12 protein-coding genes are annotated in these 14,442 nt (G+C 70.0%); 5 read left to right on the forward strand and 7 right to left on the reverse strand.

Features of this window, described 5'->3' with window-relative positions; translation table 11 throughout:
• Positions 1–6 precede the first annotated feature (6 nt).
• Both HEP75_RS02210 and HEP75_RS02215 read left to right on the forward strand, forming a co-directional pair.
• On the forward strand, positions 7–3,135 hold the full coding sequence (locus tag HEP75_RS02210) for an efflux RND transporter permease subunit (RefSeq protein WP_185825279.1): 3,129 nt from the start codon (positions 7–9) through the stop codon (positions 3,133–3,135).
• Positions 3,132–4,559: an efflux transporter outer membrane subunit gene (locus tag HEP75_RS02215; protein ID WP_185825280.1), complete on the forward strand. Its 1,428-nt coding sequence runs from the start codon at positions 3,132–3,134 to the stop codon at positions 4,557–4,559. Before HEP75_RS02210 ends, HEP75_RS02215 begins: the two co-directional genes overlap by 4 nt.
• A 117-nt stretch (positions 4,560–4,676) precedes the next feature.
• On the opposite strand, the gene HEP75_RS02220 is transcribed toward HEP75_RS02215, so the two are convergent.
• The 3 genes from HEP75_RS02220 to HEP75_RS02230 all read right to left on the reverse strand — a co-directional run bounded on the left by HEP75_RS02220 (position 4,677) and on the right by HEP75_RS02230 (position 8,491).
• On the reverse strand, positions 4,677–5,495 hold the full coding sequence (locus tag HEP75_RS02220) for a nucleotidyltransferase domain-containing protein (RefSeq protein WP_185825281.1): 819 nt from the start codon (positions 5,493–5,495) through the stop codon (positions 4,677–4,679).
• A gap of 48 nt (positions 5,496–5,543) precedes the next feature.
• On the reverse strand, positions 5,544–7,433 hold the full coding sequence (mnmG, locus tag HEP75_RS02225; RefSeq protein ID WP_185825282.1) for a tRNA uridine-5-carboxymethylaminomethyl(34) synthesis enzyme MnmG: 1,890 nt from the start codon (positions 7,431–7,433) through the stop codon (positions 5,544–5,546).
• Between the two features lie 500 nt (positions 7,434–7,933).
• Positions 7,934–8,491 (reverse strand): hypothetical protein, encoded by a 558-nt coding sequence (locus HEP75_RS02230; RefSeq protein WP_185814999.1) that lies wholly within the window; start codon positions 8,489–8,491, stop codon positions 7,934–7,936.
• Positions 8,492–8,656: 165 nt separating this feature from the next.
• Here HEP75_RS02230 and HEP75_RS02235 point away from each other — a divergent pair, with 165 nt between their 5' ends.
• The 3 genes from HEP75_RS02235 to HEP75_RS02245 are packed head-to-tail and all read left to right on the forward strand — an operon-like array spanning position 8,657 to position 10,698.
• A complete protein-coding gene (locus tag HEP75_RS02235) occupies positions 8,657–9,616 on the forward strand; it encodes a pyridoxal-phosphate dependent enzyme (protein WP_185825283.1) in 960 nt (319 codons plus the stop codon).
• 23 nt (positions 9,617–9,639) lie between these two features.
• Positions 9,640–10,218, forward strand: coding sequence for a YdcF family protein (locus HEP75_RS02240; RefSeq protein WP_255424065.1), 579 nt, complete (start codon positions 9,640–9,642; stop codon positions 10,216–10,218).
• Between the two features lie 51 nt (positions 10,219–10,269).
• Positions 10,270–10,698 (forward strand): ketosteroid isomerase-related protein, encoded by a 429-nt coding sequence (locus tag HEP75_RS02245; protein WP_185825285.1) that lies wholly within the window; start codon positions 10,270–10,272, stop codon positions 10,696–10,698.
• 170 nt (positions 10,699–10,868) lie between these two features.
• On the opposite strand, the gene bioC is transcribed toward HEP75_RS02245, so the two are convergent.
• From bioC to HEP75_RS02265, 4 genes are all read right to left on the reverse strand, one after another.
• Positions 10,869–11,759 (reverse strand): malonyl-ACP O-methyltransferase BioC, encoded by an 891-nt coding sequence (bioC, locus tag HEP75_RS02250; protein WP_185825286.1) that lies wholly within the window; start codon positions 11,757–11,759, stop codon positions 10,869–10,871.
• A 392-nt stretch (positions 11,760–12,151) separates the two neighbouring features.
• On the reverse strand, positions 12,152–12,934 hold the full coding sequence (locus tag HEP75_RS02255) for an SDR family oxidoreductase (RefSeq protein ID WP_185825287.1): 783 nt from the start codon (positions 12,932–12,934) through the stop codon (positions 12,152–12,154).
• A gap of 335 nt (positions 12,935–13,269) precedes the next feature.
• Positions 13,270–14,031 (reverse strand): pimeloyl-ACP methyl ester esterase BioH, encoded by a 762-nt coding sequence (gene bioH, locus HEP75_RS02260; protein ID WP_185825288.1) that lies wholly within the window; start codon positions 14,029–14,031, stop codon positions 13,270–13,272.
• Between the two features lie 47 nt (positions 14,032–14,078).
• Positions 14,079–14,432, reverse strand: a complete 354-nt coding sequence (locus HEP75_RS02265) for a hypothetical protein (protein WP_185825289.1) — start codon at positions 14,430–14,432, stop codon at positions 14,079–14,081.
• Between the last annotated feature and the right edge of the window lie 10 nt (positions 14,433–14,442).

Raw genomic sequence — 14,442 nt, forward strand, 5'->3', positions numbered from 1 at the left:
GCTGCCATGTCGCGTTTCTTCGTCAACCACCCGGTGGTGGCCTGGGTCATGGCCATCGTCGTCGTCCTGGTCGGCATGCTGGCCATCCACGCGCTGCCGATCGAGCGCTATCCGCAGATGGCGCCGCCGACCATCACCGTGCGCGCCGCCTATACCGGCGCCTCGGCGCAGACCGTGGAGAACACCGTCACCCAGCTGATCGAGCAGTCGCAGCAGAGCCTGGACCACCTGCTGTACATGACCTCGACCAGCGCCTCGGACGGCACCGCGCAGGTGAATCTGGTGTTCGAGACCGGCACCAATGCCGACACCGCGCAGGTGCAGGTGCAGAACCAGCTGCAGTCGGTGATGTCGGTGCTGCCGCAGGCGGTGCAGCAGAACGGCCTGGTCATCACCAAGTCCAGCGGCTCGCTGTTCGAGGTGGTGGCGTTCACTTCCGACGACGGCAGCATGGACAACTTCGATGTCGCCAACTACATGGAATCGAACATCGACGACCAGATCAGCCGGGTCAGCGGCGTGGGCAACATCCAGCCGATGGGCTCGGAATACGCCATGCGCATCTGGCTGGATCCGGAGAAGCTGCGCAAGTACGCGCTGATGCCCTCGGACGTGGAGAACGCGCTGCAGGCGCAGAACACCGACGTGTCGGCCGGCGAGATCGGCGGCCAGCCGGCGCCGCGCGGGCAACGCCTGGATGCCACCGTGACCACGCGCAGCCGCCTGCACACGCCTGCGCAGTTCGGCGCGATCGTGCTCAAGAGCGGTCCCGGCGGCGCGGCGGTGCATCTGTCCGACGTGGCCAGGATCGGCCTGGGCCCGGAAACCTACGACAGCATCACCCGCTTCAACGGCAAGCCGTCGGCCTCGCTCGGCATCGAGTTGAACGCCGACGCCAATGCGGTGGAAACGTCCAAGGCGATCGACGCGCGCCTGCAGGAGCTCAAACAGTACTGGCCGCACGGCTACAGCTACCACATCGCCTTCAGCACCACGCCGTTCGTGACCACCTCGATCAAGGAAGTGGTCATCACCCTGATCGAAGCGGTGTTGCTGGTGGTGGCGGTGATGTATCTGTTCCTGCAGAACTGGCGCGCCACGTTGGTCCCGACCATCGCGGTGCCGGTGGTGCTGATGGGCACCTTCGGCGTGCTGGCCGCATTCGGTTACTCGATCAACACCTTGAGCATGTTCGCGATGGTGCTGGCGATCGGCCTGCTGGTGGACGACGCCATCGTGGTGGTGGAGAACGTGGAGCGGGTCATGAGCCAGGAAGGGCTGCCGCCGAAGGAGGCGACGCTGCGCTCGATGCAGCAGATCGGCGGCGCGCTGGTCGGCATCGTGCTGGTGCTGACCGCGGTGTTCGTGCCGATGGCCTTCTTCAACGGCGTCACCGGGGTCATCTACCGGCAGTTCTCGATCACCATCGCCGCCTCGATGATCCTGTCGGTGCTGGTGGCGATGACTCTGACCCCGGCGCTGTGCGTGACCATCCTCAAGCCGCTGCACCAGGGCGAGGCGCCGATCGGCTCGCACGGCCGCCTCGGCCGGTTCTTCGTCTGGTTCAACACGCGCTTCGGCCAGCTGTCCGAGCGCTACCGCGCGCTGGTCGAGCGCGTGCTGGGCCGGCGCGCGCTGAGCCTGCTCGCCTACGCGCTGCTGCTGGTCGTCACCGGCGTGCTGCTGTGGCGCCTGCCCGGCGCGTTCCTGCCCGACGAGGACGAGGGCATGCTCAACGTGCTGGTCAAGCTGCCGGCTGACTCCACCCTGGAGCAGACCTTGGCGGTGACCGACCGCTTGACCAAGGCCGCGCTGCACGAGCCGGGCGTGCGCTCGGTGCTGTCCTCGGCCGGCTTCAGCGTCACCGGCGCCGGCCAGAACGTCGGCATGGCCTTCGTCCGCCTCAAGGACTGGGACGACCGCGAAGACGATGCCGACACCATCGCCGCGCATCTCAACCAGGCCCTGGCCGACGTGCCCGATGCGGAGCTGTTCGTGACCTCGCCGCCGGCCATCAGTGGCCTCGGCGACGCCTCCGGCTTCACCTTCGAACTGATGGACTACGAAGGCGCCGGCCATGCCGCCCTGGTGAACGCGCGCGACAAGCTGCTGCGCCTGGCCAGGCACGATCCCAAGCTGCGCGACGTGCGCTACGCCAGCCTGGAGGACGCGCCGGTCTACGCGGTCAAGATCGACGACGACAAGGCCCAGGCGCAGGGCGTGGACCCGGGCGACATCAACGCCACGCTCAACAGCGCGCTCGGCGGCGACTTCGTCAACAACTTCATCTACAAGGGCCGGATCAAGAAGGTGTTCGTGCAGGGCGACGCCGAGGCGCGCATGGCGCCGCAGGATCTGCAGCGCTGGACGGTGCGCAACGCCAGCGGCGACATGGTGCCGATGTCCGCCTTCACCACCTCGCACTGGACCAGCGCGCCGGCCGCGCTGGAGCGCTACAACGGCGTGTCGGCGATGGAACTCACCGGCCAGGCGGTGGCCGGGGTCAGCTCCGGCGCGGCGATGGACGCCATGGCCGAACTGAGCAAGCAGCTGCCGCATGGCTTCGGCTATGCGTGGTCGGACATGGCCTACCAGGAGAAGCTGTCGGCCAACCAGGCGCCGGCGCTGTACGCGATCTCGCTGCTGTTCGTGTTCCTGTGCCTGGTGGCGCTGTACGAAAGCTGGACGATCCCGTTCGCGGTGATGCTGGCGGTGCCGGTGGGCGTGTTCGGCGCGGCGCTGCTGATGACCGTGCGCGGCCTGCAGAACGACGTGTATTTCCAGGTCGGCCTGCTGACCACGGTCGGCCTGGCGGCCAAGAACGGCATCCTGATCGTGGAGTTCGCGCGCGAGCTGGAGCGCCGCGGCGAACCCCTGCTGGCCGCCACCTTGCACGCGGTGCAGATGCGTCTGCGGCCGATCCTGATGACCTCGTTAGCGTTCCTGCTTGGCGTGCTGCCGCTAGTGTTCAGTCACGGCGCCGGCTCGGCGGCGCGCCACTCGCTCGGCACCGGCGTCACCGGCGGCACCCTGGCCTCGATCACCCTGGGCCTGTTCTTCGTGCCCTTGTTCTACGTCATCGTGCGCAGCGTGGTTCCCGGCAGCAAGCATCCACCGCTGGAGGCTACGCCATGAACGCCCGGTCGTTACGCTTGCTGGCCGTGGCCTGCTGCGCGGCGCTGGCCGCGTGCAGCATGGCCCCGCACTACGCGCGCCCGGCCGCGCCGGTGCCGCTGCAGTTCGACACCGCGGGCACTGCCCCGCCCGCGGCCGGCGCCGCGCTGGCGATGCCGGACTGGCGCGACGTGTTCCTCGATCCGCGGCTGCGCCAGGTCATCGCGCTGGGCCTGGACAACAACCGCGACCTGCGCGTGGCCATGCTCAACATCGACAAGGCGCGCGCGCAGTACCGGATCCAGCGCGCCGCGCTGGCGCCGTCGCTGGATGCCAATGCCAGCAGCAGCCGTCAGCGGACCAGCGCCAGCGCCAGCGACACCGGGCACGCGCAGATCGACAGCAGCGACGCGCTGCAGGTCGGCATCAGCAGCTGGGAACTGGACCTGTTCGGTCGCGTGCGCAGCCTGAAGGACGAAGCCATGGAAACCTGGCTGGCCAGCGCCGAAACGCAACGCAGCGTGCGCCTGAGCCTGATTGGCCAGATCGCCGACGACTGGCTCGCGGTCGGCGCCGACCAGCAACTGCTGGCGCTGGCGCAGCAGACCCTGGATAGCCAGGAGCAGACGCTCAAGCGCAGCCGCGCCCAGCACGACAACGGCATCGGCTCCGGGCTGGACCTGGCGCAGATCCAGAGCAGCGTGGAAGCGGCCCGCGTCGATGTGGCGCGCGATGCCACCCAGCTCGCCCAGGCCCGCGACGCGCTGCAACTGGTGGTCGGCGCGCCGGTGGACCCAGCGCTGCTCGCCGGCACCGATGCGTTCGACGGCAGCGTGGCCCTGGCGCCGCTGCCGGCGGGACTGAATGCCACGGTGCTGCTGCAACGTCCCGACGTGCTCGCCGCCGAGCATGCGCTGAAGGCGGCCAATGCCGACATCGGCGCCGCGCGCGCGGCATTCTTTCCGACCGTCTCGCTGACCGCCTCCACCGGGCGCAGCAGCGATGCCCTGTCCACGCTGTTCGCGGCGGGTTCGCGGACCTGGTCGTTCGTGCCCAGCATCGCGTTGCCGATCTTCCAAGCCGGCGCGCTGAAGGCCTCTCTGGACGTCTCCAAGATCGGCAAGAACATCGCCGTGGCGCAATACGAAAAAGCCATCCAGAGCGCCTTCGGCGATGTCGCCTATGCGTTGGCGCAACGCGATCACCTCGACGCGCAGCTGAGCGCGCAACAGGCGCTGGTGGACGCGGTGCGGCGCAGCCACACGCTGGCCGAAGCGCGTTACCGCGCCGGCGTGGACGACTACCTGCAGGTGCTGGACGCGCAACGCTCGCTGTACGCCGCGCAGCAGGATCTGATCGCCCTGCGCCTGCAGGACGACAGCAACCGGGTCGCGCTGTACACGGTGCTGGGCGGCGGCGCGGATGCCACGGCGGCGGGGCGGTGAACGCATCGCTCGGGCTGTTGCCTCCTGTAGGAGCGGCTTCAGCCGCGACAGGCATTACCGGTAACGCCTGTCGCGGCTGAAGCCGCTCCTACAGGGGCATGCGCGATGCACATGATGCTAAGCGGAGGCATCGGTACGGATCAGTTGGCGGAACAGCGCATCCAGCGCCCGCGGATCGCCGCTGCCGGCGGCTAGGCGCGGCGCGGCGGCGCCCATGCGCGCCAGTTCGGCGTCCAGGAAGTCGCTGATCGCCGGGACCCGCGGACCGTCCTCGATTTCCGCGGCGGCGCGTTTCTTCTCCAGCAAGGCATCGATCGCCTCACGCAGCGGTCCCGACGGCAGCAGCGCCTCCAGCAGCAGCTCGAACGCCATCGGCGGCATCCCCTGCTCGCGTTCGATCCACTGGCAGGCCAGCACCGGGCGCAGCACGTACAGGTATTTCTTGGTGCGGATGCGTTCGCCGCGCAGATAACCGCGGTAGTTGCTCTTGGCCATGTTGAAGTAATGCCACCAGGTGCCCAGCGGCGAGTAGAACGCGTGCGCCATCTGCAGCAGTCCGGAGACGGCGGTGGGATCCTGGCGGTAGACCAGCGGCGACTGCAGCCATTCCAGCAGCGTTGGATTGGACTTGGATACCAGACGCAGCGCCTTGCGCAGGTCCCAGCCGCTGACGTCCAGGTCGTCGGCGATCGGCAGTTCGATCACGTCGCGCTGCGGCTCGCCCGGCCCGGTGCGTTCGTTGACGGTCAGATACCACTCCGGCCGATGCATATAGACGAAGCGCGCGTCGTAGTCGCTGTCGGGCGAGGAAAATCCCCAGCCGCGGCTGCCGGACTCGCAGGCCAGCAGGATGCGCACATCGTGGCTGCGTTCGATGTCGCCGAGCGCGTCCAGCACGGCGACGCGCTTGTCCGGCGCGAGCGGGTGGATCTCCATGGCCTGTCGTCCTTGTAGCGGCGGGACAGGATGCCGCGCAGCCGCCGCTTACGCCACCCGGCTGCGCCGCGCGCGCTCCAGGTGCACCAGCAGCAGCGAGATCGCCGCCGGGGTCATGCCGGGAATGCGCTGCGCCTGGCCCACGCTCTGTGGGCGCACGCGCTGCAGTTTCTGCTGCACTTCGGCCGACAGCCCGCGCACCTGCGCGTAGTCGAACGCCTCGGGAATCGGCGTGTCCTCGTGGCGCTGCTGGCGCGCGATCTCGTCGCGCTGGCGATCAAGATAGCCGGCGTACTTGATGCCGATCTCGACCTGCTCGGCGACCTGCGCGTCGTCCACGCCCGGGCCCAGCGACGGCACCCGCATCAACGCGGCGTAGTTCAGCTCCGGGCGTTTGATCAGGTCGAGCACGGTGGTCTCGCGGCTCACCGCCACGCCCAGCGTCGCGGCGACCTCGCGGCCCAGCGCATTGCCCGGCGTGGCCCACAGCGCGCTCAGCCGTTCGTTCTCCCGCGCCACCGCCTCCTGCTTGGCCTGGAAGCGCGCCCAGCGCGCCTCGCCGACCAGGCCCAGTTCGTGGCCGATGCTGGTCAGGCGCGCGTCGGCGTTGTCCTCGCGCAGCTGCAGCCGGTATTCGGCGCGGCTGGTGAACATGCGGTACGGCTCGGTGGTGCCGTGGGTGATCAGGTCGTCGATCAGTACGCCGATGTAGGCCTGGTCGCGGCGCGGCGACCACGGCTCCAGCCCACGCACCTGGCGCGCCGCATTGAGTCCGGCGATCAGTCCCTGCGCGGCCGCTTCCTCGTAGCCGGTGGTGCCGTTGATCTGGCCGGCGAAGAACAGCCCCGGCATGGCCTTGGTCTCCAGCGAGGCCTTGAGCCCGCGCGGGTCGAAGAAGTCGTATTCGATCGCGTAGCCGGGGCGGGTGATGTGGGCGCGCTCGAAGCCGCGGATCGAACGCACCAGCTCCAGCTGCACGTCGAACGGCAGCGAGGTGGAGATGCCGTTGGGATAGATCTCGGCCACGTCCAGGCCTTCGGGCTCGACGAAGATCTGATGGCTGGCCTTGTCGGCGAAGCGCACCACCTTGTCCTCGATCGACGGGCAGTAGCGCGGGCCGATGCCCTCGATCTGGCCGGTGTACAGCGGCGAGCGGTCCAGCGCGCCGCGGATGATGTCGTGGGTGCGCTCGGTGGTATGGGTGATCCAGCACGAGACCTGGCGCGGATGCTGGGCGAGTTCGCCCATGAACGACATCACCGGCAGCGGATCGTCGCCGGGCTGCTCTTCCATCGCCGCGTAGTCGAGGCTGCGCCCGTCGATGCGCGGCGGGGTGCCGGTCTTGAGCCGGTCCACGCCGAAGCGGCCGTCGCGCAGCGTCTGCGCCAGCGCGGTGGCCGGCGGGTCGCCGGCGCGGCCGCCGGCATACTGGGTCTGGCCGATGTGGATCTTGCCGGCCAGGAAGGTGCCGGCGGTCAGCACCACCGCCGCCGCCTCGAAGCGCAGGCCGGTCTGGGTGATGGCGCCGCGCACGCGCTCGCCTTCCACGATCAGCGCGTCGACCGCGGCCTGGAACAGGGTCAGGTTCGGCTGAGTCTCGACCAGGCGCCGGATCGCGCCGCGGTACAGGTTGCGGTCGGCCTGGCAGCGGGTGGCGCGCACCGCCGGGCCCTTGGACGCGTTGAGCGTGCGCCACTGGATGCCGGCCAGGTCGGCGGCATGCGCCATCGCCCCGCCCAGCGCATCGATTTCCTTGACCAGATGGCCCTTGCCGATGCCGCCGATGGCCGGGTTGCAGCTCATCGCGCCCACCGTCTCCACGTTGTGGGTCAGCAGCAGGGTGCGTGCGCCGGCGCGCGCGGCGGCCAGCGCGGCCTCGGTGCCCGCGTGGCCGCCGCCGATCACGATGACGTCGTAGCGGTAGAAGGAATGGCTCATCGGGTACTCGTCCGCCCGGTCGCGGGGACCGGGATGGGGGCGTTCGCGGGGTGGCGCACGCCGGAAAACGGAAATTTTGGAGTTCTCATCACAGTTTACGGATTCGCCCCTAAAGTTGGCACGCCATCTGCAGATATCCCTACTGCACCCAACGTGGCATTGCGTCAGGGGCGTACGACTGGAATTGGAACAGGGGCCAGTCACGCGCACGTTGGGGGAGCTGGGGGCCGGTAGTCGGGGGACTGCCGGCCCTTTTTTATGCCTGCGATTCGGGTCCGATGCCAACAACAGCAAGGCCCGAACGCGAAAAGCCCCGGCGAACCGGGGCTTTTCGTTTTAGGCGCCGACGCCCGACAGGGCCGGAACAGGGGGGATCCAGATTTCCCTGTCGGACATCGACATAGACAGTGGGGCGATCCCTTCGGGTCATAAAGCGACGCAGGCGGTCACCCCGTACGACGTAGAGTGCGTCTTGTGCCTGCGTGAAATCAAGCCTTTTCTTAGGGCTCTAGTGTGCGCTTCGTCCCATTGCTACGACCCAGATTGCCAGGCCGGGGTGCGGCCGGACGCGGCTGGGCGGCCGGCCGCGGCGCGCTGGCCGGACGTGGCTGCATCGACTGCGGCCGCGGCTGCATCGACTGGGGGCGTGGGCCGGCGTTGGCGGCATCGGGACGGCGCAGCCGGTCCAGGTCGCGCCACGGCGCCTTGCCCCGGCCGCCGCCGCCACCGATGACCGGCGGCGGCCGGTCCGGCGGGCGGCCGTTGTCGTCGGGCCGCGGACGCGGCGGCGGACGGTGCCGCGGCGGACCGTAGTAGTCGCGGTAGTAGTACGGGCCGCCATAGCCGTAGTAGCCATAGCCGTAATAGCCGGCGCCATAACCGTAGGGCACCGCGCCGTACGGCGCGTAATAGCCGTCGGAGTAGCCGTCCGGATAGCGGTATTCGACCGATGGGGCACCGCGGTAATAACCGCCGCCGCCGTTGTCGGCGTAGTCGTAGGTGGCGCAGCCGCTCAGCGTGGCCAGCAATCCAGCGGCCCAGATCAGGCGCATGTTCATGGCGAATCCTCTCCCTGAGGCTGACCGACAGGTTCGGCGTGTTGCATTGAATGCCCCCTTAACTCGCTTCGTCGTTGATTGAACGCTTAAGTCGCGTGCAACCGCCGTGTTGCCCCGGCAGCCCGCGACACCGCGAACTTGGGACGATACGCTAACCTTTCACGCATGTTCTCATCTTCACTGCCCGTTTTCGCCGATGTGACCGCCGCCGCGGCGCGGATCGCGCCGCATGCCCAGGTCACCCCGGTCCTGCGCTCGCGGGCGCTGGACGCGGCGACTGGCGCGACCCTGCTGTTCAAGGCCGAGCACCTGCAGCGCGGCGGCGCGTTCAAGTTCCGCGGCGCCTGCAATGCGGTGTGGGCGCTGAGCGAGGCGCAGGCCGCGCACGGCGTGGTCACCCATTCCTCGGGCAATCACGGTGCGGCCCTGGCGCAGGCCGCGCGTAGCCGCGGCATCGGTTGCCACGTGGTGGTGCCGGAGGGCGCGGTGGCGGCCAAGCTGGCCAATATCGCCCGCGACGGCGCCACCCTGTGGCGCTGCGAGGCCGGCATCGCCGCGCGCGAGGCGATGTGCGCGCAGGTGCAGCAGCAGACCGGCGCAACCCTGGTGCATCCGTACACCGATCCGGCGGTGATCGCCGGCCAGGGCACCGCGGCCCTGGAACTGCTCGGCGCCAGCGGCCCGCTCGACCTGCTGGTGGTGCCGGTCGGCGGCGGCGGCCTGGCCGCCGGCAGCCGCCTGGCGCTGTCGGCGCTGGCGCCGCAGGCGCGCCTGCTGCTGGCCGAGCCGGCCGGCGCCGCCGACACCGCGCGCTCGCTGGCGGCCGGCGCGCTGCGCGTGGACTTCGTTCCGGACACGATCTGCGACGGCTTGCGCGGCACCCTCGGTGCGTCCAACTTCGCGCTGCTGCACGGCCAGGCCGAGACGATCGTGGTCGAGGACGCCGCCACCGTGGCGGCGATGCGGCTGCTGTGGCAGGTGCTCAAGCAGGTGGTGGAACCCTCGTCGGCGATCGCGCTGGCGGCGGTGCTGGCGCAGCCCGAGCGCTTCGCCGGGCGCCGGGTCGGGCTGATCCTGTCCGGCGGCAACGTCGATCTCGACGCCCTGCCGTGGGGCACGGCGTGAAGCCGCGGCGACGACGCGGCTGGCTGGGCTGGCTCGGTCGGCTGACCGCGGTGCTGGGGCTGTGGCTGCTGGGCGTGGCGATCTACATCGTCTGGGTCGGCGACCGCGACCAGGCGGCGCCGGCCGACGCGATCATCGTGCTCGGGGCGGCCGCCTACGACGCCAAGCCCTCGCCGGTGTTCGAAGAGCGCATCCGCCACGGCCTGGACCTCTACCAGCGCGGCTATGCGCCGACCCTGATCTTCACCGGCGGCTTCGGCGGCAATGGCGCGCGCTTTGCCGAGTCACAGGTGGCGCGCCGCTACGCGCTGCGCCACGACGTGCCGGCCGACGCGATCCTGATCGAGACCGTCTCGCGCACCACCCGCCAGAACCTGCTGGAGGCGCGCGGGCTGATGCGCAGCCACGGCCTGCACCGGGCGATCGTGGTCAGCGATCCGCTGCACATGGCGCGGGCGCTGCGCCTGTGCCGCGAGCTGCAGATCGACGCGCTGGCGTCCTCGACCCCGAGCACCCGCTTCCGCAGCTTCCAGACCCGCTGGCGCTTCCTGCTGCAGGAGGTCTACTTCTTCCACCGCGACCTGCTGGTGCCGGGCGCCTGAGCGGGCCCGAGCGCCGTATCATGGGCGCCCGCATGGCATGAGGTGGTGGCGATGAAGATCGACGGAACCCGCGAGCAAGACCGCGCCATCGAGCTGGTGCTGTCCTATTACGACGCGTTCAACCGCGGCGACTGGACGGCGATGCTCGACAAGCTGACCGACGACGTCGCGCACGATCTCAACCAGGGCGCGCGCGAGACCGGCAAGGACACCTTCGCCGCGTTCCTGCAGCGGATGAACGCCAGCTACCGCGAGCAGCTGCGCGATATCGTGGTGCTGGGCGGGCAGGACGGCCGCCGCGCCGCCGCCGAATACGTGGTGCACGGCGAATACCACCACACCGACGAAGGCCTGCCGCCGGCGCGCGGACAGACCTACGTGCTGCCGGGCGGGGCGTTCTTCGACATCCGCGACGGCAAGATCGCCCGGGTCAGCAACTACTACAACCTGCAGGACTGGATCGACCAGGTGTCGGCCTGAGCGAGCGCAAGCAGGAACGCGTGTACGGCCGCCTGGCTGTCGTGTAGGAGCGGCTTCAGCCGCGACAGGTTCTACCCGTAGACTCGGTCGCGGCTGAAGCCGCTCCTACAGGTGGTGCATCCGGTTCTGGGCTGTCCCGAGTCCCGAGTCCCGTAACGAAACGCGTCGCCTCAATCGCCGCGGCGGCGGATCGGGATCGCCGACACCGGCACCGCGGCGATCTCGTTGCCGCCCTCGCGGATCGGCGCGCCCGGCGGCGGCGCCCAAGCGTGCGCATAGATCACTTCCCAACTGCTCGGCAGCTTGCCGTCGGCGTTGCGCAGCGGCTCGTAGGCGGCGCTGGCGGCGGCGAAACGGCCGCGCCCGGTCAGCGTGTGGCGGCGCGCGTGCAGCGCGTTGGTCGCGCCGATCGCGCGCAGTTCGCGCATCAGCGCGGCCAGGTCGGGATAGGTGAGGGTGAACAGGTCGCGGTCCAGCACCGGGTCGCGGAAACCGGACAGCATCAAGGCATCGCCGAACTGCGCGATCGGCGCGAAGCGGCTCACGTGCGGCGCTTCGCGGTCGGCCTGGGCGAACGCCTCGCGCAGTTCGACCAGCGTGTCCGGGCCGAAGCTGGAGCACAGCAGCAGGCCGCCGGGCTTGAGCACGCGGCGGAAGCCGGCGAACACCGCCGGCAGGTCTTCGACCCACTGCAGGCACAGGTTGCTGAAGATCACATCGACGCTGTGCTCGGCCAGCGGCAGCGCGCGCGCATCGGCGCAGACGCGGCCGAACGGCTTCCACCAGCCGGCCTGGCGCTTGGCCTGCTGCAGCATCGGCAGCGCCTGGTCGAGCGCGATCACCTGCGCGCGCGGCCAGCGCTTCTTCATCGTCGCGGCGGCGTGCGCCGGGCCGCTGCCCACGTCCAGCACCACCTGCGGCACGCGGTCGCCGAGGTAGTCCAGCGATTCCAGCAGGCGCTTCTCGACCTCGTGTTGCAGGGCGGCGGCGGCATCGTAGCTGGCGGCGGCGCGCGAGAACGCGCGGCGGATGTGGTGGGCGTCGAACGAAGAGGAATCCATCGGCGCATTATCGCCGGCCGCGGCGCGCAGCGGCCAGCGAAAAGCCGGGAATGGGGAATCGGGAGTGGGGAATCGAAACGGCTGCGGCGGCGAGGCGGTCGCCTGGCTTGCCCATTCCCGCCTCTCAATTCCCATCGCCATCGCGCATCAGTCCGAGCGCATCAGCGGACACCGCGCGGACCGCACGCAGCCATTCACTCCGTCTCGAACCCTGTCCCTTTCCAGGATGGGCCGCGCACCGAGCAACAGGATCTGCCCACTGACGCAATGGCCTGTGCATTGCACGCAGGCGCGCAGGCCGCACCGAGCTCATCCGCAATACAAATGTCAAACATCGGAAGCGACCGCGCGCAGTCCCCCCATCCCCAATCCCGAATCCCCAATCCCGGCCTTCAGAACGTCCCCGGATAAGCACCGCCGTCGAGCAGCAGGTTCTGGCCGCTGAGGTAGCCGGCCTGCGCGCTGCACAGGAACGCGCAGGCCGCGCCGAATTCCTCCGCCGTGCCGAAACGCCCGGCCGGAATCTGCTCGCGCTTCTGCGCCGCCACGGTGTCCACGTCGGTGCCGCTGCGCTGCGCGGCATGGGTGAAGTTGCTGCGCAGCCGGTCGGTGTCGAACTGGCCGGGCAGCAGGTTGTTGATGGTGACGTTGTGTGCGACGGTGCGCCGCGCCAGCCCGGCGACGAAACCGGTCAGGCCGGCACGCGCGCCGTTGGACAGGCCCAGGCTGTCGATCGGCGCCTTCACCGCCGCCGAGGTGATGTTGACGATGCGGCCGAAGCCGCGCGCCTGCATCGCGTCGACGGTGGCGCGGATCAACGCGATCGGCGTCAGCATGTTGGCGTCCAGCGCGCGCAGCCAGTCCTCGCGATCCCAGTCGCGGAAGTCGCCCGGCGGCGGGCCGCCGGCGTTGTTGACCAGGATGTCGACCTGCGGGCAGGCCGCCAGTGCGGCGGCGCGTCCGGCCTCGGTCGTGATGTCGGCGGCGACCGCGATCACCACGCCGGCGCCGGGCAGCGCGCGCAGGCCATCCGCCGCCGCGTCCAGCGCGGCCTGGCCGCGCGCCACGATCACCACGTTGACGCCTTCGCCGGCCAGCGCCCGCGCGCAGCCCAGGCCCAGGCCCTTGCTCGCGGCGCAGACCAGCGCCCATTTGCCGGCGATGCCCAGGTCCATGCAGATGCTCCGATCGAAGGAACCACGATGATCGGGCATCGGCGTGGCGGCGGCCAGCGCGGTGGTGCGCCTGGCCGCGTCCTGCTTTTCTGTAGGAGGGGCTTCAACCCCGACGCTTTTGCCGGTAAGGCGTCGGGGCTGAAGCCCCTCCCACAAGGGCATCACTGCAAGTCGGAGAGGAATTTGCGCAGTGCGTCCCTCCAGCTCATCGGCATGGCCGAGGAATGGCATGTGGCCGCTGCCGGCTGCGCGGACGGTTTCTCTTGTGGGAGGGACTTCAGTCCCGACGCTTTTACCGCTTAGGCGTCGGGGCTAAGCCCCTTCTGCAAAGAGCATCACTGCAGGCCGCAGAGAAATCCCCGCAACGCCTCCGCCACCGCATCGGCATGGCCGAGAAACGGCGCATGGCCGCCGCCGGCGATGCTCAGCGTCTGCGCATGCGGCGCCAGCGCTGCGGCGTCGTCCATTCCGGCGGGCGATACGAGCCGGTCGCGCTGGCCGCTGATCCACAGGCTGGGTACGCGCAGGCCGGGCAATGCGCGGCGCAGGTCGCTGCGCTCCAGCAGGGTCAGCCCATCCTGCAGTGCCTGCGCATCGGGTTCGCCGCGTGCACTCAGGGTCTCGCGCAGCGTGCGCAATTCGGTGCGGGCATGCGCCGAGCCCAGCGTGTCCAGCGCCAGGAAACGGTCCAGGGTGCCGCGGTAGTCGTCGGCCAGGTCGCGGCCGAACTGCGCGAACACCTGCGGTTCCACCGCATGCGGCCAGTCGCTGCCGCGCACGAACCGCGGCGTCGCCGCGAGCATCGCCAGGCCGCGCACCTGTGGCTGGGTCGCCGCGGCATGCAGTGCGAACAGCCCGCCCAGCGACCAACCCAGCCACGCCGCCGGCGGCGTCGCCGCGGCGATCGCGCTGACCACGTGCGGCAGCGCCAGCGGGGTGTCGTCGCCGCGGCTGTGGCCATGCCCGGGCAGGTCCACCAGGTGCATGCGGAACTGCGCCGACAGGCGCTCGACCAAGGGCGCGAAGATGCCGCCGTGCAGCGCCCAGCCGTGGATCAGGACCAGATCGGGGCCGTGCCCCAGGGTTTCGATGTGCATCGTCGATCGTGTGCCGAATGGAAAGGAAGAACCGTGTAGCGCCGCGCTCAGTCTTGCGCGCGCAAGGCCAGCAGTTGCGGCAGCAGCAAGCGCCATTGTTCGCGCGGGTAGGCGCGGGTGCGCCAGGCCGGCCAGCGCTGCACGCCTTCGCCGCGCTGGATCGCCGCACTCAGCCAGGCGTGGTCGAAGCCTTGCCAGACCCCGGCCACGCTCAGCAGGTTCGGCGCCAGGCGCGGATGCACGTCGTGCAGCAGCATGCGCCGCAGCGTCTCCGCTGCGTACGGCGAGGCCGCGAGCACGGCGGCGATATGCGCATGCCGCGCGGCGACGTCGTCGTCCAGGTACAGCTCGGACAGCGCGGCCCATACCTCGCGGCGCGCCGCGAGGTCGCCGTCGTTCACGGCGAGCCGC

It is taken from the genome of Xanthomonas sp. SI, assembly GCF_014236855.1.
Taxonomy (GTDB): Bacteria; Pseudomonadota; Gammaproteobacteria; order Xanthomonadales; family Xanthomonadaceae; genus Xanthomonas_A.

Excerpts from the sequence above, each read along its gene's own strand:
- mnmG (WP_185825282.1), bottom strand. The coding sequence starts at position 7,433 with ATGAGCCATTCCTTCTACCGCTACGACGTCATCGTGATCGGCGGCGGC.
- HEP75_RS02245 (WP_185825285.1), top strand. The coding sequence starts at position 10,270 with ATGAAGATCGACGGAACCCGCGAGCAAGACCGCGCCATCGAGCTGGTG.
- bioH (WP_185825288.1), bottom strand. The coding sequence starts at position 14,031 with ATGCACATCGAAACCCTGGGGCACGGCCCCGATCTGGTCCTGATCCAC.
- HEP75_RS02235 (WP_185825283.1), top strand. The coding sequence starts at position 8,657 with ATGTTCTCATCTTCACTGCCCGTTTTCGCCGATGTGACCGCCGCCGCG.
- HEP75_RS02255 (WP_185825287.1), bottom strand. The coding sequence starts at position 12,934 with ATGGACCTGGGCATCGCCGGCAAATGGGCGCTGGTCTGCGCCGCGAGC.
- bioC (WP_185825286.1), bottom strand. The coding sequence starts at position 11,759 with ATGGATTCCTCTTCGTTCGACGCCCACCACATCCGCCGCGCGTTCTCG.
- HEP75_RS02210 (WP_185825279.1), top strand. The coding sequence starts at position 7 with ATGTCGCGTTTCTTCGTCAACCACCCGGTGGTGGCCTGGGTCATGGCC.
- HEP75_RS02215 (WP_185825280.1), top strand. The coding sequence starts at position 3,132 with ATGAACGCCCGGTCGTTACGCTTGCTGGCCGTGGCCTGCTGCGCGGCG.
- HEP75_RS02220 (WP_185825281.1), bottom strand. The coding sequence starts at position 5,495 with ATGGAGATCCACCCGCTCGCGCCGGACAAGCGCGTCGCCGTGCTGGAC.
- HEP75_RS02230 (WP_185814999.1), bottom strand. The coding sequence starts at position 8,491 with ATGAACATGCGCCTGATCTGGGCCGCTGGATTGCTGGCCACGCTGAGC.